The sequence below is a fragment of the Pedobacter sp. KH_004 genome, from assembly GCF_057840755.1.
Genome location: NZ_CM174519.1, coordinates 3,351,555 through 3,377,724, shown reverse-complemented (window position 1 = coordinate 3,377,724; position 26,170 = coordinate 3,351,555). Strand labels below are relative to the sequence as shown.

Here is a 26,170-nt window from a genome sequence, read left to right as displayed (position 1 = left end):
TCGTACTGGATTTCTACGCCTTTTGGATTTGATCGAAAGGCATCAAAAAAACCTAATCAATTTCCAACATATAACAAAATAGCTAATGAAAGTTAATTTACTTAAACTTACTGGGCTCTCCGCAATTTTATTAGCGAGTTCCCCAGTGTTTTCTGCAAATTCAGAAAAAATCGATCTAAGCGATTTTCTCGCAAGTGAATTTCCAAGGAAACAAATCTTTGCTGCAAAACCAATTATCGGTAAGGTGGTAGATGAAACAAACAATCCAGTTCCAGGCGTGGGTGTAAAGAACATCACCTCTGGGCAGGCCACTGTAACCGATGCCAATGGCCAGTTTAAAATTGAAGCAAATGATAACGATGTGCTTCGCTTCACGTACATCGGTTATAAAGCGCAAGATATTAAGGTTGGTGCCGAAACAACCTTAAATATTAAGCTTGCTGTTGCAACTGATAACAAACTGGATGATGTAGTTGTAGTGGGTTATGGTACGCGTAGCCAAAGAGAATTAACATCAGCAATTACCAAAGTAGACACCTCACAATTTAGACAAAGTGGTGCCAGAAATGCCCTTGATTTATTGCAAGGTAAGGTAGCGGGTTTGCAAATTACAAGAAATGGTTCAAATCCGAATTCTGGTGTGGCCATTCAACTTCGTGGTGTAACTTCTATTTCGGGTACAGCAAGTCCACTTATCGTTATTGATGGTATTCCAGGTGGTAATCTGGATCTACTCCAACAAGATGATATTGAATCTTTCACAGTGTTAAAAGATGGTTCAGCTGCGGCAATTTACGGTACCCGTGCAAATGCAGGGGTTATTTTGGTTACTACCAAAAAAGGTAAAAAAGGACCCGCTCAGTTTAATTACAACGGATATGTAAGACACGAAACGCTATATGAGCGTCCCGATTTTATGACAGCATCCCAGTTCCGCGAGAAGATAGCGAGCGGACTTTATACTGCCAAAGACTATGGAGGCGATTATAATTATTTCTACGATATCATCAACAAAGATAATTTAACTCATTATCAGAACTTGTCCGTTGCTGGTGGTGGCGATAAATCAAGTTATCGCGGATCATTCACTTACAATAAGCTGGATGGTTTCGCAAAAGAAAATAGCAGAGAACAATATCAGTTCAGGATGAGTTTGACGCAAAAAGGTTTTAAAGACAAAGTAACCGCGTTGTTCAATGTGGCATCCAATATTAACAATGCCAACCTTTTAGGTGGTGGAGGTTGGGAAAATGTTTTAACAAAAAACCCTACGGAATCTTTCTTTAATCCTGATGGCTCTTACCTATTTACCAGAAATATCACCAATGAGGTAGCGAGGTTACAACAAGAAACCAGTAAAAGAAATCAACAAACATATTCTGTAGATGGTAAAATCGATATAGATCTTATGAAAGATTTGAAGGCTTCTGCATTTGTGGCTTATCAAAGAAATCAGTTTGTTGATAACCAGTACAGAACAATTGGAAGCCAAAACTCTGTAGAAAATGGTGATGCACCAAATGGTGGATATGCATATAAAGGAACTGAGCTAAATGAAAATTTCAACTTTGAGCCAACTATCGAATATAGTAAAACCATTAAAGAGAAACACCGTTTAACAGGGATGCTAGGATATTCATATCGTTATGAAGTTAACGAATCGTTTAGCGCCAACAACCGTGGATACACCAATGATCTTTTCGAAGAAAACAATTTAGGTAGTGTGCCAGTAAAAGTTAACACTATAGGTATAGCAAGTAATAAAAATGATAATACTTTAATTGCATTATTCGGCCGTGTACATTATACCTTTGATGGAAAGGTTAACTTTGAAGCCGTATTAAGAAGAGAGGGTTCTTCTAGATTTGGAAAAAATAACAAATGGGCAAGTTTCCCGGCTTTATCTGCCTCATGGGAGATCACCCGTGAAAAGTTCATGGAAAATACGAAGTGGCTCAACTTTTTGAAACTTAGAGCAGGATATGGAGAAACAGGGAACTCTGGTTTCGCCAATTACGCATCTTTAGTAACGTTGAGCACAGGTAATTTATATCCATTTCCTGGAAATAACTGGTTACAAACTTATGGGCCATCGCGTAATCCAAATCCCGATTTGAGGTGGGAGCGCAAACGTGAATATAATTTAGGTGCAGATTTTGCAATGTTCGACAACAGATTAAGTGGATCAATAGATGTGTTTAAACGGGATATTGTTGACTTGCTTTACACTTATACCTCTCCTCAACCTCCATTTGTTCAAAGTTCGATTTACACTAACGTTGGTACTATATCAGCGAAGGGTCTGGAGCTATCTTTAAGCTATCAGGCAATTAAAGGTAAAGATTTCAATTGGAGCATTGATTTCGCAGGAAGTACAATTGATAACAAACTGGTAACATTCTCCAACGATATTTACAAAAGAGATATGGTAGAGTTTGGTAGCATTGGTGGTGCAGGTGCACTAGGAAATGCTTTCCGTACTTATGAAGGCCGTAACATTGGCGAGTTCTGGGGTAAACGTTTCGCTGGATTTACGCCAGAAGGTAAATGGTTGTTTACGAATCGTGCAGGTCAGGCAGTACCTAATGCTCAAATTAATACTTCGCCATTCCGCGATCAAACTGATCTTCAGGTGATTGGTAACGCAATACCAAAGTATTATTTATCACTTGGAAACACATTTACCTACAAGCAATTTGATTTAAGAATCTTTTTAAGAAGTAAATTAGATTTTGATGCGCTTAACACCGTAGCATTATCTTATGGAAACAAATTCGGAACACAAGGTAACTTACTAAACAGTGCCTTTACCAAGTACGCGGAGATAAACGACACCTACATGTATTCGGATTATTATATGGAAGATGCAAGTTTCTTGAAATTAGATGAGATAACCTTAGGCTATACCTTCAAATTTAAAGATAAAGCCTTTAGAAGTTTACGCGTTTACGCTGTAGGGCAAAACCTTGCGTTATTAACAGGTTACTCAGGTAATGATCCTGATACGATTCAAGATGTTGGTTTAGGACAGGAAATAAACGGCCGCAGTTTAGGTATCGATACCAGAAGTCCTTACCCAACTACCAGGAGTTTTGTTTTCGGCGTTAATTTTGGATTTTAATAATAAAAGAAATGAAAAGATATAGAAAAATCATCCTTTCGGCATTAGTAGCCTCACCAATACTATTTAATGCATGTACCAAGCTAGATGAAAAGGTATACAGTCAATTAATTACAGATAATTATTACAACAATAAAAACGAAGTTTTATCAGCGGTTTTAAGACCATATACTCATGCCAATGCATGGGCAACACCCTCCGGTCAGGATGGGTGGTGGAGACCAGCTGAGCTTTCTGGAGATCAGTTGGCCTGGCCTACAAAAGGTCGCCACGGTGAAGATGGCGGTAAATGGAAGCGCCTGCATTACCACAGTTGGTTAGTAGATGATGGACCGTTGAACAATGCCTGGGCATTAATGTTTGGCGGTGTTGGTTATTGTAATGATCCAATTGAAAATTTGGAAAAACGTAGTCTGCAGCAGATGGGCGTAACCCAAGTTGAAAAAGATGCTTTTATTGCCGAATTGAAGCTTTTAAGGGCATATCACTACCTTAAACTGATGGATTTATTCGGGAATATTCCAATTGTTACTCAGATAGGTGTCCCTGCAAAGCCAGAAACCAGGCCTCGTGCCGAAGTTTTCGCTTTTATCGAAAAAGAAATTAAGGACAATATCGATAAGGCACCAAAACTTTCAAGAGATATGATTGGGCGTATGACGCAAGCTGGCGGATATGCCATGTTGGTTGAACTTTATTTAAACGCAGAAGTTTGGACAGGCACAGCTCGTTGGGATGACTGTATTGCGGCTGCTAACAAATTAATCAATAATGAAGCTGGAGGTCAAAACGGAACCATGCAGCTAGATCCTAATATCACCGATCAGTTTAAGACAACCAACGATCTCTCGAAAGAGGTGATTTTTGCAATTGCTTACGAATTCAAAGTTGCAAACTCGCAACCATCATGGACTGGTGAATTTTTCCATTTCCAACAAGATAGAATCTATGGAGGTTCTAGAAATGGAAATAATGGCGTAGTAATGGTTCCTGGTAACTATACTAAGTATGTTAATGATGATTTAAGGAAGTCGACCTGGCTATTGCAAGGCCCACAGGTTAGATTTGATAATGGTGCACCTGCACTTGCTTCGGGTGGTAATGAGTACGATGGGCAGCAAATTAATTTTGTCGACGAAATTCGCCGTGCAAGAGCAAATTCAACTGTATCTAACATGAGTGAGGGGGAAGAAAATAGTGGTGTTCGATTTAATAAATACAAATTAGGAAATAACGTTGTGGGTACTGTTAATGGTCAGCCAATACCTGTAGACCTTAACTACAATTGTACTGACTGGAACTTATATCGCTTAACCTGGGTATATTTCGCTAAAGCAGAAGCTTTGATGCGTAAAAATGGAGGTTCTGCTAATGCAGAAGCTGTTCAGTTAATAAACGAATGCAAAAAACGTGCTTTTACTGATGCAACTTGGCCTGCAAATCAGTATACCATTGCTACTTTAACATTAGATGAATTGCTAAATGAAAGAGGCCGTGAGTTTGTCTTCGAAGGTTTCAGAAGAGATGATTTAATAAGATTTGGTAAATTTCATACGGCAACATGGTGGGATCATACCCCGTCTGCTCCATTCAGACAAATATTTCCAATTCCTTTAATACAAAGAACATTAAATGAAAACCTAAAACAAAATCCAGGTTATTAATTCAACAGAAAAGGCACTTAAATGTGCCTTTTCTGTTTTAATAAAATCTTAATAATCAAATATGAATATTTTACAAAACGGCAGAACCTAAATTGATTAATATTAAGAAAATATTAATCAAGATGCTTTATATTAGCAAAAATTGAAAAATCCCTGTATAAATACGGGAGACTTATCACAATATATTATCTGAAGCGCTAAAAAATGAAAACCCTTTCCATAAAAGATATTGCCGTTAAGGCAGGTGTATCTATCACAACAGTTTCATTTATCATTAATGGTAAAGCGAAAGAGAAATCGATTAGCGAAGCTGTGATTAAGAAAGTGGAAGAGATTATCAAAGAAAGTGGTTATAAACCCAATCAAATTGCCAGGAGTTTACGTACAGGTAACTCAAACATTATCGGATTAATTATTGAAGATATATCCAATTCATTCTTTTCCCGTATTGCTCGCTTAATAGAAGATAAAGCATATAAAAAGGGCTATAAAATCATTTATTCCAGCACCGAAAATGATGTTGAAAAGGCCAAAGATTTAATCAACATGTTTAAATCGAGGAAGGTAGATGGTTATATTATTTCACCTACAAAAGGAATCGAAGAAGATATTAATGCTTTAGTGGCAGATAATAAACCTGTGATTTTGTTCGATAGAAATTTATCGGATGTGGAAACTCATTATGTAGGTGCGGATCATTTTAAAGCTTCTTATCAATCTATAGAAAGTTTCATCAGAGATGGTAAGCGAAAAATTGCGCTTGTAACCACCGATATCGATGTAGAACAAATTGTGGAGCGTTTTGATGGTTACAAACAAGCCTTAGTCGATCATCAGATTACCTATTTGGATGAGTTGGTACTCAAAATTCATTTCAATCAGGATGAAACGGAAACCATTGAAGAAATGAAAAACCTATTTCTTTCAAAAGAAATTGATGCGGTACTGTTTGCTACCAATTATTTGGCCATTAGTGGTCTAAAAGCTCTAAAACAACTCAATAAGCAAATAGGAGATGACTTCTCTGTTATTGCCTATGATGATCATGAGGTTTTTGAACTTCATACGCCTAGTATTTCTGCTGTTCAACAACCCCTCGAAGAAATTGCCGAAACTGTTATTCAACTGATTCTAAATCAGCTCTCGTCTAAAGCCAAAGCAGAAAATCAAAACGTGATTATTCCTGCAAAGCTTATTGAGAGATAGTTTCTGTTTGCTGTAACTAAAATGTTGCGGATCTGCTATTTTAATATGGAATTTAATTCTTTAATATTGGACTAGTAAAACGTTTTATGTTTTCGGGCTTAGGTCAATCTCAAATCGATATTTAGAATTTTTTTCTTTTAACTTAAATTAAAAGAAAGTGATTTGTCAGATTAGTAAAACGTTTAACGTAACCAAATATTCGATTTATGAGAAAACTATGCTTTTTTGCGTTTTGCTGCATCTTACATTTTAATGTTCAAGCTCAAGACAAGGTTCCAGCTTATCCCTTAATTGCTCACGATACCTATTTAAGCATTTGGTCTTTTGGCGATGGATTAAACAATTCGGTAACCAAACATTGGACAGGCAAAGAACAATCGCTTTTAGGTGTGGCTAAAGTTGATGGCAAGTTTTATCGTTTTCTAGGTGCTGAATCGAAAAACTATAAAACAATTTTGCCAGCTGCCGATGAAACCAGTTACCAGGCTAGCTATACATTTAAAAAGCCAACAACAGACTGGAACAGCTTAGCTTATGATGACAGTGATTGGAAAAAGAATGAGGCTCCATTCGGCGACGATAATACGGCCAAGACAAAATGGAATACAGATGAAATTTATTATCGCAGGAAGTTTTCAGTTAGTAAGTCTTCCTCTGCTAAAAAATATTTAAAGCTTAGCCATGATGACAATGTTATTGTTTACCTAAATGGTAAAACGATTTATGAAAAAGACGGATGGGTACACGAATACATTTATATTCCTATTGAAGAGGGTATTTTAACTCCTGGCGAAAACATTCTAGCTATCGATTGTAAGAATACAGCAGGAGGCAGGCATCTTGATGCAGGCATTGTAGAAGAAGTTCCGAATGGGTCTCAAGTGTTAAAAGCAACACAAACCAATGTAGCCGTTGAAGCCACCAACACCATTTACGATTTTAAATGCGGTGGTGTAAATCTAAAAGTAACTTTCACTTCTCCACTGTTATTAAATGATATCAAGCTTACTGCAAGGCCAATCAGCTACATCAGCTATGCGGCAAAATCTGCTGATGGGAAAGCACACAAGGTTGATATCTATTTTAGTGCTTCATCCAATTTAGCGGTCAATACCCCAAATCAGGCTGTCTCCGTTTGGAAAAATACCAATAATAATTTATCCATTTTAAAAGCAGGTACGGTAGAACAACCGATCCTAAAAAAGAAAAATGACGATTTACGAATTGACTGGGGTTATATGTACGTGGCGGTTCCGACAAAATTTGGACCAAAGCAATTTATTGGTAGTCAACTTGCGAATTTAAATAGTTTCAAGTCTGGTCAATACCCCCAAGCTTCACAAGCTTTAAATGTTAAAACACAAGATCTCAGTACCGTAATTCCTTTTGGTGCGGTTGGCGCAAAGTCGGTAGAAAAATATATGATGCTGGGTTATGATGACTTAAAATCAATCGAATATTTCGGAGATCAATTATTACCAATTTGGAGAACTTCTCCATCAAGCACTTTCGAGAGCCAACTTACACAAGCTAACAACGATTACTCAACACTTAAAGCAAAAACAAAAGCTTTTGATGCCAAGTTAGTCGCTGATGCCACTAAAGCTGGCGGCAAGGAATATGCCGATATGTGCAAATTGGCTTATCGCCAAAGTATTGCAGCGCACAAAATTGTCTATGCCCCAAATGGCGATATTTTATTTCTGTCGAAGGAGAATTTCAGCGGCGGTTTTATCAATACAGTAGATGTTACTTATCCATCGGCACCGCAATATTTGCTTTACAACCCTGAATTATTAAAAGGCATGTTGAATGGAATTTTCTACTATTCAGAAAGCGGAAAATGGAACAAAGATTATCCGGCACATGATATAGGCACTTATCCAATAGCCAACGGGCAAATTTATGGCGAAGACATGCCAGTGGAAGAAGCCGGAAATATGATCATTTTGGTGGGTGCCATTGCCAAAGCTGAAGGTAATGCCGGTTATGCAGAGAAGCACTGGAAAGAAATGTCGAGATGGGCTAACTATCTTTTGAAAGAAGGTTTCGATCCAGCGAACCAATTATGTACTGATGATTTCGCTGGTCATTTGGCTCGAAATGCAAATTTATCGGTAAAAGCAATTGTTGGCTTGGGCGTGTATGCACAGCTTGCGCAGCAGTTGGGGAAAACAGATGTAGCCTTGAAGTATAGAAATGCTGCATTAGATATGGCCAAAAATTGGCAAAAACTTGCCGATGCCGGCGACCACTACGCATTAACTTTCAATGATAAAAATACCTGGAGCCAAAAATATAACCTGATTTGGGATAAATTATTGAAACTGAATTTATTTCCGAATGATGTTTACCGCAAAGAAATCAACTACTATTTAACCAAGCAAAATGCTTTTGGTTTACCGCTTGATAGTCGCAAAGCTTATACAAAATCTGATTGGATGATGTGGACGGCAACCTTGAGCGACAATCAGCAGGAATTTCAAAAGTTCATCAAACCCATACACAAATTTGCCAGAGAAACTTCGGATAAGGTGCCATTAAGCGATTGGCATGAAACCATCAGTGGAAAAAAAGCGGGTTTTCAGGCAAGAAGTGTGGTAGGCGGATACTTCATCAAAATGCTTGCTGATCGCTGGGCTAATAAATAAACAAATTATTCACTCACTAAATAATATAAACGAACAAAAAAAAACTAACAAATCCATCTGAAAAGATAACTAACCAAGTACAAAACCAACCAATATGAACAAAAAATTTACTAGGCTCATTAAGCTCACGCTTATGACGAAGGAGAGCGGCTGCAAGTTAGGTGCACTATCCCTGGCAATTGGATTAACATTTAATGCATCGGCAAATGCAATAAATATTAATACATCGCCAAAGGCTACAAAGGAACTAAGAACACCTTTTGCCGACATTGTAATCAGAGGTATTATTAAAGATGAAACCGGAACGCCGATTCCGGGTGCGAGTGTGAAGGTCAAAGGATCCTTAGCAGTTGCAGCTACTGATGTTAACGGTGCATTCAGCATCAGTGTGCCTTCAGAATCTTCTGTATTGATCATTTCTTATGTTGGTTATGAACCAAAAGAAGTAACTGTAGGAAGTCAGAAAAATCTTGCGATTCAACTGGTTCCTAGTTCAAATGCATTAGAAGAAGTTGCAGTTGTAGGTTTCGGTACCCAACGTAAAGTTTCCTTGATTGGTGCTCAATCTACCATCAATTCAAAAGAATTAAAGCAACCCGTAGCCAGCGTAACCCAATCTTTAGCGGGTAGAATTGCAGGGGTAGTGGGTGTGCAAAGAAGTGGTGAGCCGGGTAGAAGTTCTGCTGATATTTGGATACGGGGTATTGCCACCTTTGGCGGCGGTAGTAGTGCTCCCTTAGTATTGGTAGACGGAGTGGAGCGCTCAATTTCTGCTATAGATCCTGAAGATATCGAATCTTTCACCGTATTAAAAGATGCATCAGGCACAGCTGTTTATGGTGTTAGAGGTGCTAACGGCGTAATTATTGTAAAGACGAAGACTGGTAAAGTGGGTAAGCCATCTATCTTCTTCGATTATAACGAAGGCATCAGTACGTTCGTTAGACATCCGGAATCATTGGATGGAGTCAATTATATGAACCTTGCGAATGAGGCGCTAACTGGACGCGGTCAGGCTGCCAAATATTCACAGGATTATATTAACCGAACAGCTTCTGGTGCAGATCCTCTAGTCTATCCAAATGTTAACTGGATGGATGAATTGTTTGATAAATACAATAGTACAAGAAGAGCTAATTTAAATGCAAGTGGTGGAGTTGAAAATGCCCAATACTATGTTTCTTTGGCTTATTACAATGAAGGTGGTTTTTTAAAAACGGATGATTTAGCACAGTATAACTCTGCGCTAAATTACACTAGGTACAACTTTACCAGTAATTTGAATTTAAAAATCACCAATACGACTAAATTAGATTTGGGTATTCAAGGTTATGCATCCAATGGTAATTATCCAGGGGAGAATACGGACGATATTTTCCGTTCAGCACTCGATGTATCACCTGTAGAATATCCTGTCATGTATCCAGGTGGATTAGTTCCAGGCCGTTCATCAAATGGTGGTTTCCGTAATCCATATGCCGATTTAACAAGAAGAGGTTACCGTACTGAGTTTAAAAACCAATTGTATACCAACTTAAGACTAACTCAGGATTTGAAGATGGTAACTGAAGGTTTAACAGCAACTGCAATGGTAGCGTTTGATTCATATAATGAAAACTTCACCAAAAGATCAAAAAGGGAAAGTACATATTTCATTAGAGACATTAACAATCCTTACAAAGCAGATGGAACTTTAGATCTATTTCAATCATTTACCAGTGGGGGTAATTATTTAAGTTATGAACCATCTCGTTATGGGAATAGAAAGCTGTATACAGAAGGTGCTGTTAACTATGATAGAGCATTTGGAAAGCACCGCATAGGCGGATTAGTTTTAGCTTATACACAAGATTATACGAATCCTTTCGCCGGCGACTTCACCTCATCTATTCCGGAAAGATTTATTGGTGTAGCAGCTCGTGCAACCTATTCTTATGATGATCGTTATTTTGCTGAAGTCAACTTTGGTTATAATGGATCAGAATTGTTTTCTCCAAATAAGCGATTTGGAACCTTTCCCGCATTCGGTGTGGGATGGATTCCTTCAAACGAAAAATTCTGGGAAGGCATGAAAAGTACAATTTCTTTCTTGAAATTTAGATATTCTGATGGTATTACAGGTATCGGAAAAATCTCTGATGGTAACCTGGTAGGTAGAAGATTTGCTTATTTAACCTTGGTTTCTGATGGTGCTGCTGGTTATCAATTTGGTAGAGGTTATGATAATGGAATCAGTGGAATTAATGTTACTGACTATGGTGTAGATGTAGTTTGGGCCGAATCTCGTAAACAAGATTTAGGTTTTGAGATCAAGACATTGAAAGATAACCTATACTTAATTGTCGATTTATTTAAAGAACAACGTACTGGGATCTTTTTCCAACGGCAGTCTATCCCAGGTTATGTAGGATTAACTAACCAGCCTTACGGTAACTTAGGAGAGGTTGATAATCGTGGTATTGATGCAACCTTGGAATATAATTTTAAAGTTGGACAGGTCGATTTTGGTTTAAGAGGAACATTTACCTACAATAAAGATAAAATTTTAAAGGATGATCGTCCCGTTCAACCTTATCCCTGGATGAGTCGAATTGGTACAAATGTATTGTCTAGATTTGGTTACATAGCTGAAAAACTATATGACAGTCAGGCAGAGATTGATGCGAGCGCTGCTCCTGGAGCAAAAAGTAGTTTAAGACCTGGTGATATCAAATACAAAGATCTGAATGGCGATGGTTTAATCAACGATTACGACAAAACTCAAATTGGTAGAGGTGATGTTCCGAACAAAATTTATGGCTTTGGCTTAAACGTATCTTACAAAGGTTTTGCTTTAAGCACTTTCTTTCAAGGGGCAAACGGAGCAGATATTATGCTTGGTGGTTCTGGTATCTTCCCATTCAATGGTGGTGGCGGTTTAAGTAATGCTTACGAAATCGCAACTGATAGATGGACACCTTCAAACCCTAATCAAAATGCATTTTATCCTCGTTTAGCCTATGGCGAAGCCGATAATACAAACAACACATTAGAAAGTTCATGGTGGGTTAAGGATGTTGATTTCTTACGCTTGAAATCTGCTCAATTAAGCTATAATCTTCCTGCCAAATTTGCGGAGAAAATATATCTTAAAAATGCAGCCATTTATTTAATCGGAAACAACTTACTAACTTTTAGTGATTGGAAACTTTGGGATCCAGAACTCAATACGAATAGTGGTGGTAGAGCAAATGGTTCAAAATATCCAATCACCAGAACATTGTCGTTAGGTGTTAATGTTAAATTTTAAGAATCAGAAATCATGAAAAAATACATATTAATTGCATTTGTAGCCTGCTTAACCTTGGCTACATCTTGTAAAAAAGGTTTTCTAGATCAGGTACCTAATGATAGGCTAACCCTCGAAGAAACCTTTACTAACCGTGCTACGGCTGAGAAATTTCTAGCAAATGTTTATAGTTTAATTCCTGATGAGTTTGGTCAGCGTAACCCAAATACGGGTAGAAGTGCTGGCGTATGGACTGGCGCCTCAGACGAAGCTGAATTTGTTTGGGGTTTCAACCAGGCGAATAACGTAAATATTGGAAGCTGGGATGCGAATTCTGGTTTCGTAAATGATTATTGGAACAACTTTTACAGAGGTATTCGTTCAGCAAGTTTCTTTATGGCCAACATTGATAAAGTTAGTCAGGATATCACACCACAATTAATTACCCAGTATAAAAATGAGGCAAAAGCTTTAAGAGCGATATATTATTTCTATCTGGTTCGTACTTATGGTCCGGTAATTCTTTTAGGCGAAAATGTAATCGAGCCAGATGCACCAACCGAAAGTATTCGTTTACCAAGAAACAGTTTCGATGAATGTATTAATTACATTACTGCTGAATTGCAAAGTGCTGCAGATAATTTGCCTGTTACCCCACTTAATGATAGAAACTATGCCCGGATTACAAAAGGTCAGGCTTTGGCATATCGTTTACAAGCTTACCTTTTAGCAGCAAGCCCACTTTATAATGGTAATACCGATTTGGCCAACCTCAAAAACAAGGACGGTAAACAATTGATTAGCCAAACTTATGATGCTTCTAAATGGAAAAGAGCTTCTGATGCTTACAAGGCCTATATTACTCAATTTGTACCAGGTACTTACAGCTTATTAAGAAAAACCAATGCTGATGGATCTATAAATGGATATTTATCTTGTCGCGATATTTTCCTAGATAAATTCAATAGTGAAATCATCATGTCGAGATTAGATGCTGATATTGAAGGAAGACAATATGAAATGACGCCTTATCACAGCGGTAAAGCATCTGAGGTTAGAGGTTCAGCTGGTTTAGGTGCAACACAAAATCAAGTTGATGCTTTCTTTACAGCAAACGGCCGTGCAATTGATGACCCGGCTTCAGGCTATGTAAATACTGGTTTTACAGATTATAAAGCACCAGGAAGCCCAATTGCAACCAATACTTTTAATCAATGGGTTAACCGTGAGCCGCGTTTTTATGTAAATATTACTTACCATAACAGTGTTTGGTTAAACACGGCTTTTGGTAATGTGATTACAGAGTTTACTAACAATGGTAATTCAGGTAAAGCAACTGGCGGTAACGATTACACGGTTACTGGCTATGCCGTTAGAAAAGCAATGGGCTTGGGTAACTGGAGAGAAAGCAACCGGGCATGTATCCTGTACCGTGTGGGCAATTTGTTTTTAGATTATGTAGAAGCTTTAAATGAATCTACTCCAGGGGATCCTGATATTTTAAATTATCTAAACCAAATCAGACAAAGAGCCGGCATTCCTCAATATGGTTCAGGTACTGGCCAGATTACTGCTCCAGCAGATCAGGCGGCAATGAGACAGGCCATCAGAAATGAACGTAGATCAGAATTGGCTTTCGAAAACGTTAGATATTTCGATACCAGAAGATGGAAAATTGCAGAAACAACTGATAATGGTCCGATCTATGGTTTAAATATTACTCAGAATGCACCAAATTTCTTTAACAAAGTTGCTTTCGAAACCAGAACATTTAGTAAAAGACATTACTTTTTTCCAATCCCTTCAAAAGACGTTAACTCTGATGATTTAATGGTGCAGAATCCAGGTTGGTAGTTTCAGAAATGAAACATCAATATAACTAAAATCAGGTGGCGCTTACATGATTTACCTATGTAAGTGCCGCCCTGATATTCTTTTCATGCCATAAGAACCACATATTATGGAAAATAGATCTTTACCTAAAAATCTTCGTAAAATTAAAATATTGGTTGCGTTTTTAAGTTTAACTATCGCAATTTCAATCAGCTCTTGTAGCAAAAAAGGCACTGAAGAGCCTACAACAAAACCACCAACCTTACCACCAGCCACCCCAACAAGTTTTACTGCTGCCGAAGCCACTATCGCCTTCAATTCTTTCAATACCATTTACTATAGCCCTGCAGATAAACTTTATTACAGTACTACCGAAAAAAAAGGCCTAGCCGCTATCTGGACCCAAGCTATTTATTGGGACAACGTAATGAATATTTATGAGCGTACCAAAGACCCCGCTTACTACAAATTAATTACTGATATGTACGATGGAGGCGCCAAACGTTACGATAATTACAATTGGGATAACTCTGTTGAGTGGTTTATTTACGATGATATGATGTGGTGGATTATGTCGCTTACCCGTGCTTACGAAATCACCAAAAATCAAGCCTACCTTGACAAGGCTAAATCTGGCTTTGCTAAAGTGTGGAGCGGTTCTTATGATCCGGTTAAAGGTGGTATGTTTTGGGATTTTAAGCACAGCGGAAAAAATGCATGCATAAATTTCCCTACCGTAATTGCCGCAATGCGTTTGTACAATATCACCAAGGAAGAAGCTTATTTAACCAAAGCGAAAGAAATTTACGCATGGTCTCGAATAAATCTGTTTGATATAGCCAAAGGCAGGGTAGCCGATCATAAGGTTGGCGATAACAATCCTGGTTTCGAAGATTATACTTACAACCAGGGAACACTCATTGGTGCTGCGGTTTTATTGTATAAAAATACCAATACGCAAAGTTATTTAGACGATGCAAAAATCGCCGCCAGTTATACCAAAAATACCATGAGCGATGCGAGTGGTATTTTGCCTGCCGAAGGCGACTGGAATGAGCAAGGCGTACTAAAAGCAATTTTTGCCCAATATTTATCCGATCTGGCCAAAGCTTATCCGGCAGGTGATTACGCTAAATGGGCAATTTTTAATGCCAACACTGCCTGGGGAAACCGCGATTTTGGTCGGGGGATTATGCACCGCAATTACAAAGCACCCTGCCCAACAGGCATTGTTCAATCTTACGAATCGAGTAGTGCTGTGACTTTTATGCAATTATTCGCTCCTGCTAACTAAAAATCGATATGAAAAACCTCAAGTTTTATGTGGCTCTTTCGGCATTGGCAATCGGTTTAACTCCGGATAGCGATGTATTTGCCCAGATTAAATCGAAGCAAAAAACGTCGTTTCAAGTTTCTGCACCATGGAGCCCGTATTACGATGTACGATCGGACATTGCAATGGTTTACGGCATTAATGATGATGGTGGGAAATTTGAAGAACGTGTTAAAGGCTATCTCGATAAAGGTTATGAAGTACAATTTATGACAGGTATTGCCTGGGGCCAGTACAAAGATTATTTCTTAGGCGAATGGGATGAAAAAAACCATTTGGATGAAGGCCAGATGATGCATAATGACGAAACCATTTGGCATGGAAAAGATGTACCCTATATCGTTCCTACAGCGAGTTTTCTTACCTATATGAAGAGCCACGTAAAGCGGGCCATTGATGCTGGTGTCACTGCAATCTATTTAGAAGAACCCGAGTTTTGGGCGCGTGCAGGTTATAGCCAAACCTTCAAAAATGAATGGCAAAAATACTATGGTTTTCCCTGGGTGGCTCAACACGAATCGCCTGAGGCAACTTATTTATCTTCCAAACTGAAATATCAACTTTATTTCAATGCACTAAAAGAAGTGTTTACCTATGTAAAAGCCTATAGCGAAAGCAAAGGAAAAAGGGTAAAATGTTTCGTGCCAACGCACTCGCTCATTAATTATTCCTCCTGGCAAATTGTAAGTCCGGAGGCGAGTTTGGCCAATTTAGAAGGAATGGACGGTTACATTGCTCAGGTGTGGACAGGTACCTCTCGGGAGCCGATTTATTACGACGGTTTGATGAAAGAGCGAGTATTTGAAAATGCATTTTTGGAGTATGGTTCTATGGTTTCTATGACGGTACCAACAGGTAGGAAAATTTATTTTTTGACAGATCCGATTGAAGATAGAGCAAGATCGTGGGATGATTACAAAGTGAATTATGAGGCTACATTCACTGCTGAATTACTATATCCAATGGTCGATAATTACGAAGTGATGCCTTGGCCAAACCGCATTTATAGAGGTAAGTTTCCGGTGGAAGGAATGAAAGAGCGTCAGCCGATTTCTCCGGCGTATGCCACTCAAATGCAAATTATGGTAAACTCCTTAAACCAAATGCCGCTTTCAAAAAACACATTGAATGGGAGCCATGGTATTGGGGTTTTACTTTCCAACTCGATGATGTTTCAACGTTTTCCAACTCATCAGGGCTACGATGATCCTCAGTTGTCTAACTTTTATGGAATGGCCATTCCGTTAGTTAAACAAGGCATTCCGGTGGAAACTGTTCATATTGAAAACCTCGCCAATAAAAATACTTTAAAAGATATTAAAGTCTTGATCATGAGTTATGCCAACATGAAACCGCTTTCGGCTAATTTCCACCAGGAGTTAAGCAAATGGGTAAAAGCGGGAGGCGTTTTGCTTTATTACGGTAGAGATAACGATCCATTCCAGAATGTGAAAGAATGGTGGAATAGCAATGGAAACACCTTCAAAGCCCCATCAGAGCATTTATTTGGCTTATTAGGTGTGCCTTTAAGCGAAAGCGGCGGGATCTATGAAGTGGGTAAAGGCAAAGTTTACCTGGTACGCAAAGACCCAAAGGAGCTTATTATGCTAAAAAATGGAGACGAAGATTTTACCTCGACAGTTAAAAGAGCTTATGAAGATGATGCGAAAGCAGGAAATTTGGTTTTAAAAAACAACTTTGTTTTAGAACGTGGACCATTTGTCATTGCCGCGGTATTAGATGAGAGTCAAAGCAAATCGCCAGTAACCTTAACGGGAACTTTTATTGATCTTTTCGATCCTGCACTTCCTGTGTTGAATACAAAAACCATTAAGCCCAATTCACAGGCTTATTTATTTGATGTAAATAAAGCAGAGAATAAAAGCAAACCTCAGGTTTTGGCTGCGGCGGCAAGGGTAACGGATGAGGTTTCGACAAAAAAATCTTATCAATTTTTAGCAAAAAGCCCTTCGAAAACCAATAATATCATGCGAGTTCTGTTAGCGAATAAACCAACAAAAGTTACGGCAAGCTCAAGCTTAAAAGAATTATCTCTTACCAAAAATGAGTGGGATGAAAAATCAAAAACACTGTTGTTGGGCTTTGAGAATTTCAGCGAAGGTGTACAGGTTAACATCAGCTGGTAAGCGGAATAAACGTTTTAAATGAGCCTTTCTCGATTGAGAAATCTCATTAGAAGGATTGATTTTTTGAATTGAGATCTCTCCTCAATCAATGAAAAATTGATTGAGGAGAGATGACAAAAAAGAGTGCAAGTTGCTTTCGTTCGAGATGACGATATATGATTAAATATTGCTTTCGTTCGAGATAATTAATAAAAACATACATACACAAATGAAACTTAAATTTCTAACCACCATTTTAATTTGCGTTGCAGCCAAAGGGTTATTGGCACAGCAAAAAGATTTGGTTAATTATGTAAACACCCTGCAAGGAACCAATTCCAAGCACGAATTAACAAGGGGCAATACTTATCCAACCACGGCTTTGCCTTTCGGCATGCATACGTGGACACCTCAAACCGGTAGAAATGGCGATGGATGGAAATATCAATATTTTAAGGATAGAATTAGGGGGTTTCAGCAAGCGCACCAATGTAGTTCATGGAGCAGAGATTATGCGGTTTTTTCTCTAATGCCGATGATAGATGAGTTAGTAGTTGATGAAAACAAAAGGGAAGCAAGGTTTGCTCATGCGGATGAAATTGCAAAGCCTAATTATTACAAAGTTACATTTGAGAACAAAATCACAACCGAAATTTCTCCGTCAGAACGTGGGGCACATTTACGTTTCACTTATCCCAAAGGCAAAAAAAGTTTTTTAATTCTTGATGGCTACACCAGGTTAAGCGCGGTTCAGATTTATCCGAAGGAAAACAAAATAACGGGTTATGTAAACAATGGCGAAGGCTTTAAAAAAGGCTGGAAAAGTTATTTCGTATTAAAATTTGATCAGCCGATAAAAGCGTATGGCACCTGGGAAAATAAAGGGAATACGGTTAAAGCAGATTCGACCTTTGCTGATGGATTGGGGAAAGGCGCCTATATAGAATTTAAAGCAGGCGCAAAGGTGCAGGTTAAAACGGCTTCCTCTTATATCAGCTTAGCTCAAGCAGAATTGAACCTTAAAACCGAATTAGGTGTCGACAAAACTTTGGAGCAAACAAAGGCAAAAGGTGCTGCCGTGTGGAATAAATCGCTAGGGAAAATCGTTGTAGAAGGTGGAACGCAAGCCGATATGGAAACGTTTTATTCGTGTTTTTTCCGTGCCAGCCTTTTCTCACGAAAATTTTACGAGATAGATGCAAGTGGCAAACCGCATTATTTTAGTCCTTACGATGGGACGGTGCATGCAGGTTATATGTACACCGACACGGGTTTTTGGGATACTTTTAGGGCGCAGTTCCCGCTAAATACTTTACTTCATCCTGAAATGCATGGCCGATACATCCAGGCGATGATTGAAGCTTACGAACAATGTGATTGGTTGCCCTCCTGGTCTTTTCCAAGTGAGGCTGGAAGTATGATCGGGAACCATGCCATTTCTTTATTTGCGGATGCATGGGCCAAAGGTTTACGCACTTTCGATCCAAAAAAAGCATTGGAAGCCTACCTACACGAAGCTACCAATAAGGGGCCCTGGGGGCCAGCAAATGGCCGTGATGGTTGGCGAGACTATTATCAATTGGGTTATGTGCCCTATCCAAAATATCGCGAAGCAACTGCTAAAACATTAGAGTATGCGTATGATGATTATTGTGGATATGAATTGGCAAAAATGACGGGAAATAAGTTTTACATGAATATTTTTGAGCGTCAGATGTATAATTATAAAAACGTTTACGATCCTGCCACCCGGTTTATGAGAGGCAAAGATTCAAATGGAAACTGGGCACCAAATTTTGATCCTATTGAATGGGGTGGGCCTTTTACCGAAGGTAATGCCTGGCACTGGCAATGGTCGGTTTTTCAGGATACAAAAGGCCTGATCAACATGATGGGCGGAAATGAAAATTTTGTTGCTAAGTTAGATTCCGTATTTTCGCAGCCTAATGATGTAAAAGTGGGTACGTACGGCGGTATGATTCACGAAATGACAGAGATGGTAATGGCAAACATGGGCCAATATGCACATGGAAACCAGCCCATTCAGCACATGGTGTATCTTTATAATTATGCCAACCAGCCTTGGAAAGCACAATTTTATGCCCGTGAGGTGATGAGCAAGCTCTACAATGCAACTGAAAATGGTTATCCGGGCGACGAAGATCAGGGACAAACCTCATCTTGGTATGTATTAAGCGCATTGGGTTTTTACAGCGTTACACCCGGAACAGGCGAATATGTTTTTGGCAGTCCGATGTTTAAGAAGACAACTATTAACCTGGAGAATGGCAAACAATTTATTATTGAAGCGCCAGAGAACAGTGCAACAAATGTGTATATCAAATCGGCAACGTTAAATGGTAAAACATACACCCGAAATTTTATAACACACCAAGTTTTAATTAATGGTGGTACATTAAAACTCAAAATGAGTAACAAGCCTGATTTAAATAGAGGTTTATTGAAGGCTGATAAGCCATTTTCGTTAACTAATTAGTTTAACGTTTTAGTAATGGCTGGAAATGATTATTTTTACAGAAATATAGAGAAAAGAATGGAAAAGCCTGTGGCATTAGGTGTCGATATTGGCGGTTCGCATATTACGGCCGCATTGATAGATTTAGAAACGAGAAGCTTAATTACGAATTCAATCAAACGTAGTGCTGTCAACTCACAAGAGGGTAAAGAAGTTATTTTAAACGCCTGGGTAGAAATTATTGATGATGCTTTTGATGGTGTCGCAAAAGATTCAAGGTTTGTTGGAATTGCTATGCCGGGGCCTTTTGATTATGAAAATGGCATTTCACTTATAAAAGATCAGGATAAATTTAAGTCGCTGTATCAAATAAATGTGAAAGATGAATTAGCTGGCCGTCTTGATATTCCTGCTGATCATATTCATTTTATCAATGATGCTGCCGGCTTTTTGCAGGGCGAGGTATTTGCGGGAGCAGCAAAAGGTAACGCGAATGTTTTAGGATTGACATTAGGTACTGGCTTAGGTTCATCCATTTGTATCAACCAGAAAGCAACCGACGCTGATTTATGGAATTCATCATTTTTAGATGGTATTGCAGAAGATTATCTGGCAACACGTTGGTTTGTGAAAAGGTACAAACATTTAAGTGGAACTAATCTAGATGGCGTAAAGGAACTGGTAGAAGCAGTGAAGAGTGATCATCTGGCTACACAGGTTTTTATGGAGTTTGGTTATAATCTTGCACAATTCTTAATTCCAATTATCAATAAAAATAAAATTGATACGGTAATCGTTGGAGGAAACATTGCTCAGGCATTTAATGAATTTTCGCCCGAACTTATTGCAACTTTAAAAGGGAATGGTATTCATGCGCCTATCAAAATTTCAGAATTGAAAGAGCATGCAGCATTAATTGGTGCAGCAAGCTGTTGCGATGAAAAGTTTAACTCTATTAGTTCTTAAAAAAAAATCAAAAAAACGGCACATTTTCGATGAATGGAAAACGGCCGTTTGCTTCGCATTCAGACTTATAAAAGATAAGTGAAACCATCATAGCATTAAAACATTTCCATCCATGATAAAAAGAATATTGCTTTTCGTTCTGATTTCGTACTCATTAGGCGCATTTGCTCAGAAAAAACGAGAATTTGCCATTACGATCACCGATCCTTCAAATTTAATAAGTGTTGAAACGAAAAGCCATTTAACATTAGCTTTCAATATGCAATATCCTTATTTTGCATCAGCCGATAGTTACCGAACAAAGCGTGATGTAGTGCTCGAAATCGCCAATGGCGAAACAGAGACGATTAAAGCAAAAGCGGGAGAGATTAAAGTAAACAGCGATTGGGTTAAGGGAAAATCTTTAAAAAAGATTAATAAGGAGTTGCAGGTCGCTCTAACCAGAAACTGGTCTTTCTACAGTACCAAGAAGAAGAAAGGTTATAGGCTTACGTTCATTAGCAAAGATCCAAATCTGGATCCAACTGTAAGACAAAATTTAATCGATACTTATTTTGAAATTTATCCGACATTGGTTAAAACTTTCAATAATAAATCGACCAAAGATGTACTTTTTGTGGTTGATACGGCTTATAAAGCGGTTGCAGAAGCCAGCGGTAATAGAATTTTGTTTAGCGCAGGGTATTTGAAGGCACATCCAACTGATATTGATGTGGTTACACATGAAACGATGCATATTGTTCAGGGTTACGGCTATTCTGCTGGTCCGGTATGGTTAACAGAGGGCATTGCCGATTATGTTCGTTATAAATATGGCGTTGATAATGTGGGTTCAAAATGGAGTTTGCCCGCATTTAATGATAAACAAAGCTATACCAATAGCTACAGGATTACAGCCAGATTCTTCGCCTGGTTGGAACAAAATGTAACACCGGGTTTAATTGCGGCATTGGATCAACAGTTAAGAACCCACCAATATTCAGGAGAATCATGGACTAGCTTAACGGGTAAAACTATTGATCAACTTTGGGAAGATTACAGTCGAAACCCGAATCAGGTGGAATTGAAATACAGCGACAAAAAATCAAAATAATATAAGAATCTTGATTATTGCTCTCCATTATCAGGGCTTATTAAGTCCAAAATTCAGACAGAATGCAGTAATTTAATTGCGGTGTTGGATGTACCTTGGTTTGTAAAAGAAAGGTAGAGATTAGTTAAAAATTCTCTCAATCAAAAATGTTATAAAAAATAAATAGAAGTTTACTAAAACGTTTTACATATTATTTTTATTTTGCAGGATAATAATGCTAACTATAACAAAAACTTAGATATCCAATGAAAAGAACATCAGTCCTGATATTATTATTTACAATAATAAGCGCCTCATTATTTCATTTACAAGCACAGGAAATGATTAAGCGTAAAGGCTATACTTTAACGTTCGAAAGCAACTTTGCAGCACTCGATCCACAACTAAAGAAACGAATGGTCGAGACTTTTTTTGAGGTCTATCCTAAATTAGCAAAGGAATATAATCCTAAAACGTTGAAAAGTGTTAAGTTCTTCGTTGATACTGCATACAAAGGTGTTGCCGCAACGGCTAATGGCGTGGTAACTTACAGTTCTATTTGGATGGTAAAACACCCGGAAGATATTGATGTAGTTACTCACGAAGTGATGCATATCGTTCAGGATTATGGCAGAAGTGTAGGGCCAGGCTGGTTAACCGAAGGCATTGCAGATTATGCCCGATATAAATTCGGTGTAGACAATGTTGGTGCCAAATGGACTCTACCTGCTTTAAAGCCAGAGCACACTTACAAAAACAGCTATAGAATTACTGCTCGTTTTTTTGCCTGGATAGAAAAAAATGTAAAGGCAGGAACCATCAAGGCTGTCGATGCATCATTAAGAGATCATAGCTATAAAGCTGAAATTTGGATTAAATTAACAGGTAAAGATTTAGATACGCTTTGGTCAAATTACATCAAAAATCCAGAAATTTAGACTCATATCAACATACAAATCAATGATGATTATTGCATCAGCAAATGTACGGTCAGCGACTGTTAACAATAATCTCAATATTATCTCAAACACACCAAATAAATGAAAAAGTTATTTATCGCTCTGTTAAGCTTTGCAGCTACTGCTGGTTTTGCACAAACAGTTGGCAAAATTACCGATCCGGTAGATTGGATCAATCCTTTAATGGGAACACAATCTAAACCTAGTTTATCAAACGGAAACACTTATCCTGCCATCGGTTTGCCGTGGGGAATGAATATGTGGACGCCACAAACCGGCAAGATGGGCGATGGCTGGGCTTATACTTATGATGCTGACAAAATCCGTGGATTTAAACAAACGCACCAGCCTTCGCCATGGATGAACGACTATGCAGCTTTCACCATTATGCCTGTTACAGGTAAATTAAGGTTCAATGAAGATGACCGTGCGAGCTGGTTTAGCCATAAAGCAGAAGTTTCCAAGCCGTATTATTATAGTGTTTATCTGGCTGATGCAGATGTAACGACCGAAATTACTCCTACGGAAAGAGCTGCTCAATTCAGATTTACATTTCCTAAAACGGATAGTTCTTATGTAGTTGTAGATGCCTTAAACAAAGGATCGTACATTAAAATTATTCCTGCTGAACGCAAGATTATTGGCTACACTACTAAATATGCCCGTGGTCCGCTACCAAAAAACTTTAAAAATTACTTTGTAGTTTATTTTAACAAAGATTTCAAATTGGCTAAAACCTGGAGCGGCAAGAATCTTAAAGATAATGAGCTGGAACTGGAAAGCGACCATAGCGGTGCCATTATTGGTTTCAGTACTAAAAAGGGCGAGCAGGTTACTGCTAAAGTGGCTTCATCATTTATCAGTTTTGAGCAAGCTGATTTGAATCTAAAAAGAGAATTGGCGAACGATGGTTTCGATGCTACAAAAGCAAAAGGAAGAGCAATCTGGAACAAAACGTTAAACAAAATTGCGGTTGAAGGTGGTTCAATTGATCAGATGCGCACTTTTTATTCTTGCTTATACCGTACATTATTTTTCCCTAATAAATTATATGAGGTAGATGCAAGTAACAAAGTTGTACACTGGAGCCCTTATAATGGCAAAACACTTCCTGGTTATATGTTCGCAGGAACTGGCTTCTGGGATACATTCAGAGCATTATATCCTTTCTTAAACTTGGTTTATCCATCCATTAACAAAGAGATGCAGGAAGGATTAATCAACGATTATAAAGAAGGTGGTTGGTTGCCAGAATGGAGTAGTCCAGGTTATGCTAACATTATGGTAGGTAACAACTCGGCTTCAGTAGTTTCTGATGCTTACATTAAAGGCTTACGTGGTTACGATATCCAAACCTTGTGGGATGCATTAAAACATGGAGCCAATAATGAAGGTCCGGTGGAGGCTGTTGGTCGTGATGGCGTGAAGTACTACAACGAATTAGGTTACGTGCCATTTGATGTAAAGAAAAACGAAAATGCTGCTAAAACTTTAGAGTATGCTTATGATGATTTTACAATTTATCAGTTGGGTAGAGCTTTAGGTAAACCAGCTTCAGAGATTGATATCTACAAAAAAAGAGCAATGAACTACAAAAATCTTTTTGATCCGGCTTCGGGATTGATGAGAGGCAAAAATCAGGATGGTACTTTCCAAAGTCCGTTCAGCCCTTTTAAATGGGGTGGAGCATTTACAGAAGGCAACAGCTGGCATTACACCTGGTCAGTTTTCCAGGATGTTGATGGCTTAGCGAAGCTGATGGGTGGTCACGATAAATTTGTAACCAAACTGGATTCCGTTTTCTCTATGCCTCCAGTGTTTGACGAAAGTGCTTATGGTGGTGTGATTCACGAAATTCGTGAAATGCAGATTGCAAACATGGGTCAGTATGCACATGGAAACCAACCGATTCAACACATGATTTATTTGTACAACTATGGTGGTGCACCTTATAAAACACAATATTGGGTTCGCGAAACGATGAATAGAATGTACAAAGCTACGCCAGATGGTTATTGCGGAGATGAAGATAATGGACAAACATCTGCCTGGTATGTTTTCTCAGCTATGGGATTTTATCCGGTAACGCCAGCGGTTGATCAATATGTATTGGGTGCGCCATTATTTAAAAAGGTAACGCTAACATTAGAGAACGGCAAACAAGTGGTTATAAATGCTGCGGCAAATAGCGATAGCAACCGTTATGTGCAGTCGCTGCAAATGAATGGTAAGCCATATTCTAAAAATTGGATCAGCCACAGTGGATTGCAAAAGGGAGCAGTATTAAATTTTAGCATGGGAGCAACGCCAAATAAAGTTAGAGGTTCAAAACCAGTAGATTTCCCTTACTCTATGTCCACGGAGAAATAAAAAAAATCGGACTGAAGCTTGCTACCTACAGTCCGATTTTTTACCCAAAAATAAGATCTAAAAGAAATGGGGATTCCACATTATCGCAGAATCCCCATCATCTAAATTAACGCTCTCAGTTATATAAACGTTAGAAAAAGGAATTATTGCTTAACGGCAATAATTTTTTTTGTTTTACCTGCGCTCGTTTCTAACTAGTGCATCGATAACAAAGCGATTTAATCGCTTCCATCAGAAACAAGCGTAAGCACAAAATTATCTGCGAATCTGTGGCTACTAAAACGCATAATTCTCTATTTTTACTGCTATGGAAACCACTCAACAAGATGCTGAAAAATTAGCGGCAGCTAAAGCCGCAATAAAATTTGTAAAAGAAGGAGATTTAGTTGGTTTAGGTACGGGCTCTACGGCAACATTTGCTACAAAAGAACTCGGTAAAATGGTACAAAATGGCTTTAAAATTCAAGCTGCTGCAAGTTCTGTTCATACCGAAGAATTGGCTAAGTCTTTTGGTATCGAAATTCTCCCACTTGGCGATTTATCATCTATCGATATTAGTATCGACGGTGCTGATGAATTTACCGAATCGCTCGCTTTGATTAAAGGTGGAGGAGGAGCATTGTTCCGCGAAAAAATTATGGCATCCTTAAGCAAGAAATCAATTATTGTTACCGATGCTTCAAAAAAAGTTACTCTACTAGGCGCTTTTACCGTTCCAATTGAGGTGATCCCGCTGGCCTACCAATATGTTTTTAATCAAATAAAAGAACTCGGCGGTAAAGGAAATAAAAGAATAAAAAATGATCAAGCGTTCATCACCGATAATGGTAATTTTATTATTGACGCAGATTTCGGACTCATCAACAATCCTGCTCAATTAAGCCATGAACTTAACCAAATTGATGGTTTACTTGCTCAAGGGTTGTTCATTGACCTTACTTCTACGGTGATCATGAGTAAAGGCGATGAAATCATCATTTTCGAATAATTTTACCGAGAAAATAACATCCCCCCAAAAAATAAAAATATTTTAACCGACGGTTTTATTTCACTTACCGACGTTTTAAACTTATTCAAAGGAAAGCCATTTCCCAACTCCTGTTTCTGTGATACATTTGAATCATA

14 protein-coding genes are annotated in these 26,170 nt (G+C 38.3%); all 14 read left to right on the top strand.

Annotation, left to right across the window (positions count from 1 at the left end; translation table 11 throughout):
* The first annotated feature begins 85 nt into the window (after positions 1 to 85).
* Complete coding sequence (locus AC3ITD_RS14405) at positions 86 to 3,121, top strand: SusC/RagA family TonB-linked outer membrane protein (protein WP_489360759.1); 3,036 nt, start codon at positions 86 to 88, stop codon at positions 3,119 to 3,121.
* Positions 3,122 to 3,132: 11 nt separating this feature from the next.
* Positions 3,133 to 4,785, top strand: coding sequence for a RagB/SusD family nutrient uptake outer membrane protein (locus AC3ITD_RS14400; protein ID WP_489360757.1), 1,653 nt, complete (start codon positions 3,133 to 3,135; stop codon positions 4,783 to 4,785).
* Positions 4,786 to 4,989: 204 nt separating this feature from the next.
* Positions 4,990 to 5,991, top strand: coding sequence for a LacI family DNA-binding transcriptional regulator (locus AC3ITD_RS14395; protein ID WP_489360755.1), 1,002 nt, complete (start codon positions 4,990 to 4,992; stop codon positions 5,989 to 5,991).
* A 206-nt stretch (positions 5,992 to 6,197) separates the two neighbouring features.
* Entirely contained in the window at positions 6,198 to 8,642 is a 2,445-nt protein-coding gene (locus AC3ITD_RS14390; RefSeq protein WP_489360753.1) for a glutaminase family protein, read from the top strand.
* A gap of 94 nt (positions 8,643 to 8,736) precedes the next feature.
* Positions 8,737 to 11,931, top strand: a complete 3,195-nt coding sequence (locus tag AC3ITD_RS14385; RefSeq protein ID WP_489360751.1) for a SusC/RagA family TonB-linked outer membrane protein — start codon at positions 8,737 to 8,739, stop codon at positions 11,929 to 11,931.
* A 12-nt stretch (positions 11,932 to 11,943) separates the two neighbouring features.
* The gene (locus AC3ITD_RS14380; RefSeq protein ID WP_489360749.1) at positions 11,944 to 13,764 is read left to right on the top strand and encodes a RagB/SusD family nutrient uptake outer membrane protein; all 1,821 of its coding nucleotides are present in this window, start codon (positions 11,944 to 11,946) and stop codon (positions 13,762 to 13,764) included.
* Positions 13,765 to 13,870: 106 nt separating this feature from the next.
* Positions 13,871 to 15,037, top strand: a complete 1,167-nt coding sequence (locus AC3ITD_RS14375) for a glycoside hydrolase family 76 protein (RefSeq protein WP_489360747.1) — start codon at positions 13,871 to 13,873, stop codon at positions 15,035 to 15,037.
* 8 nt (positions 15,038 to 15,045) lie between these two features.
* Complete coding sequence (locus AC3ITD_RS14370) at positions 15,046 to 17,223, top strand: hypothetical protein (RefSeq protein WP_489360745.1); 2,178 nt, start codon at positions 15,046 to 15,048, stop codon at positions 17,221 to 17,223.
* A gap of 208 nt (positions 17,224 to 17,431) precedes the next feature.
* A complete protein-coding gene (locus AC3ITD_RS14365) occupies positions 17,432 to 19,699 on the top strand; it encodes a GH92 family glycosyl hydrolase (RefSeq protein WP_489360743.1) in 2,268 nt (755 codons plus the stop codon).
* Between the two features lie 15 nt (positions 19,700 to 19,714).
* The gene (locus AC3ITD_RS14360) at positions 19,715 to 20,644 is read left to right on the top strand and encodes an ROK family protein (protein ID WP_489360741.1); all 930 of its coding nucleotides are present in this window, start codon (positions 19,715 to 19,717) and stop codon (positions 20,642 to 20,644) included.
* Positions 20,645 to 20,756: 112 nt separating this feature from the next.
* The gene (locus tag AC3ITD_RS14355; protein WP_489360739.1) at positions 20,757 to 21,737 is read left to right on the top strand and encodes a basic secretory protein-like protein; all 981 of its coding nucleotides are present in this window, start codon (positions 20,757 to 20,759) and stop codon (positions 21,735 to 21,737) included.
* Positions 21,738 to 21,982: 245 nt separating this feature from the next.
* On the top strand, positions 21,983 to 22,654 hold the full coding sequence (locus AC3ITD_RS14350; RefSeq protein WP_489360737.1) for a basic secretory protein-like protein: 672 nt from the start codon (positions 21,983 to 21,985) through the stop codon (positions 22,652 to 22,654).
* Between the two features lie 102 nt (positions 22,655 to 22,756).
* Positions 22,757 to 25,045: a GH92 family glycosyl hydrolase gene (locus AC3ITD_RS14345; RefSeq protein ID WP_489360735.1), complete on the top strand. Its 2,289-nt coding sequence runs from the start codon at positions 22,757 to 22,759 to the stop codon at positions 25,043 to 25,045.
* Between the two features lie 307 nt (positions 25,046 to 25,352).
* Positions 25,353 to 26,033 carry a ribose-5-phosphate isomerase RpiA gene (rpiA, locus tag AC3ITD_RS14340; protein WP_489360733.1) on the top strand — a complete coding sequence of 227 codons (681 nt, stop codon included), beginning with the start codon at positions 25,353 to 25,355 and terminating at the stop codon, positions 26,031 to 26,033.
* Positions 26,034 to 26,170: the final 137 nt, after the last annotated feature.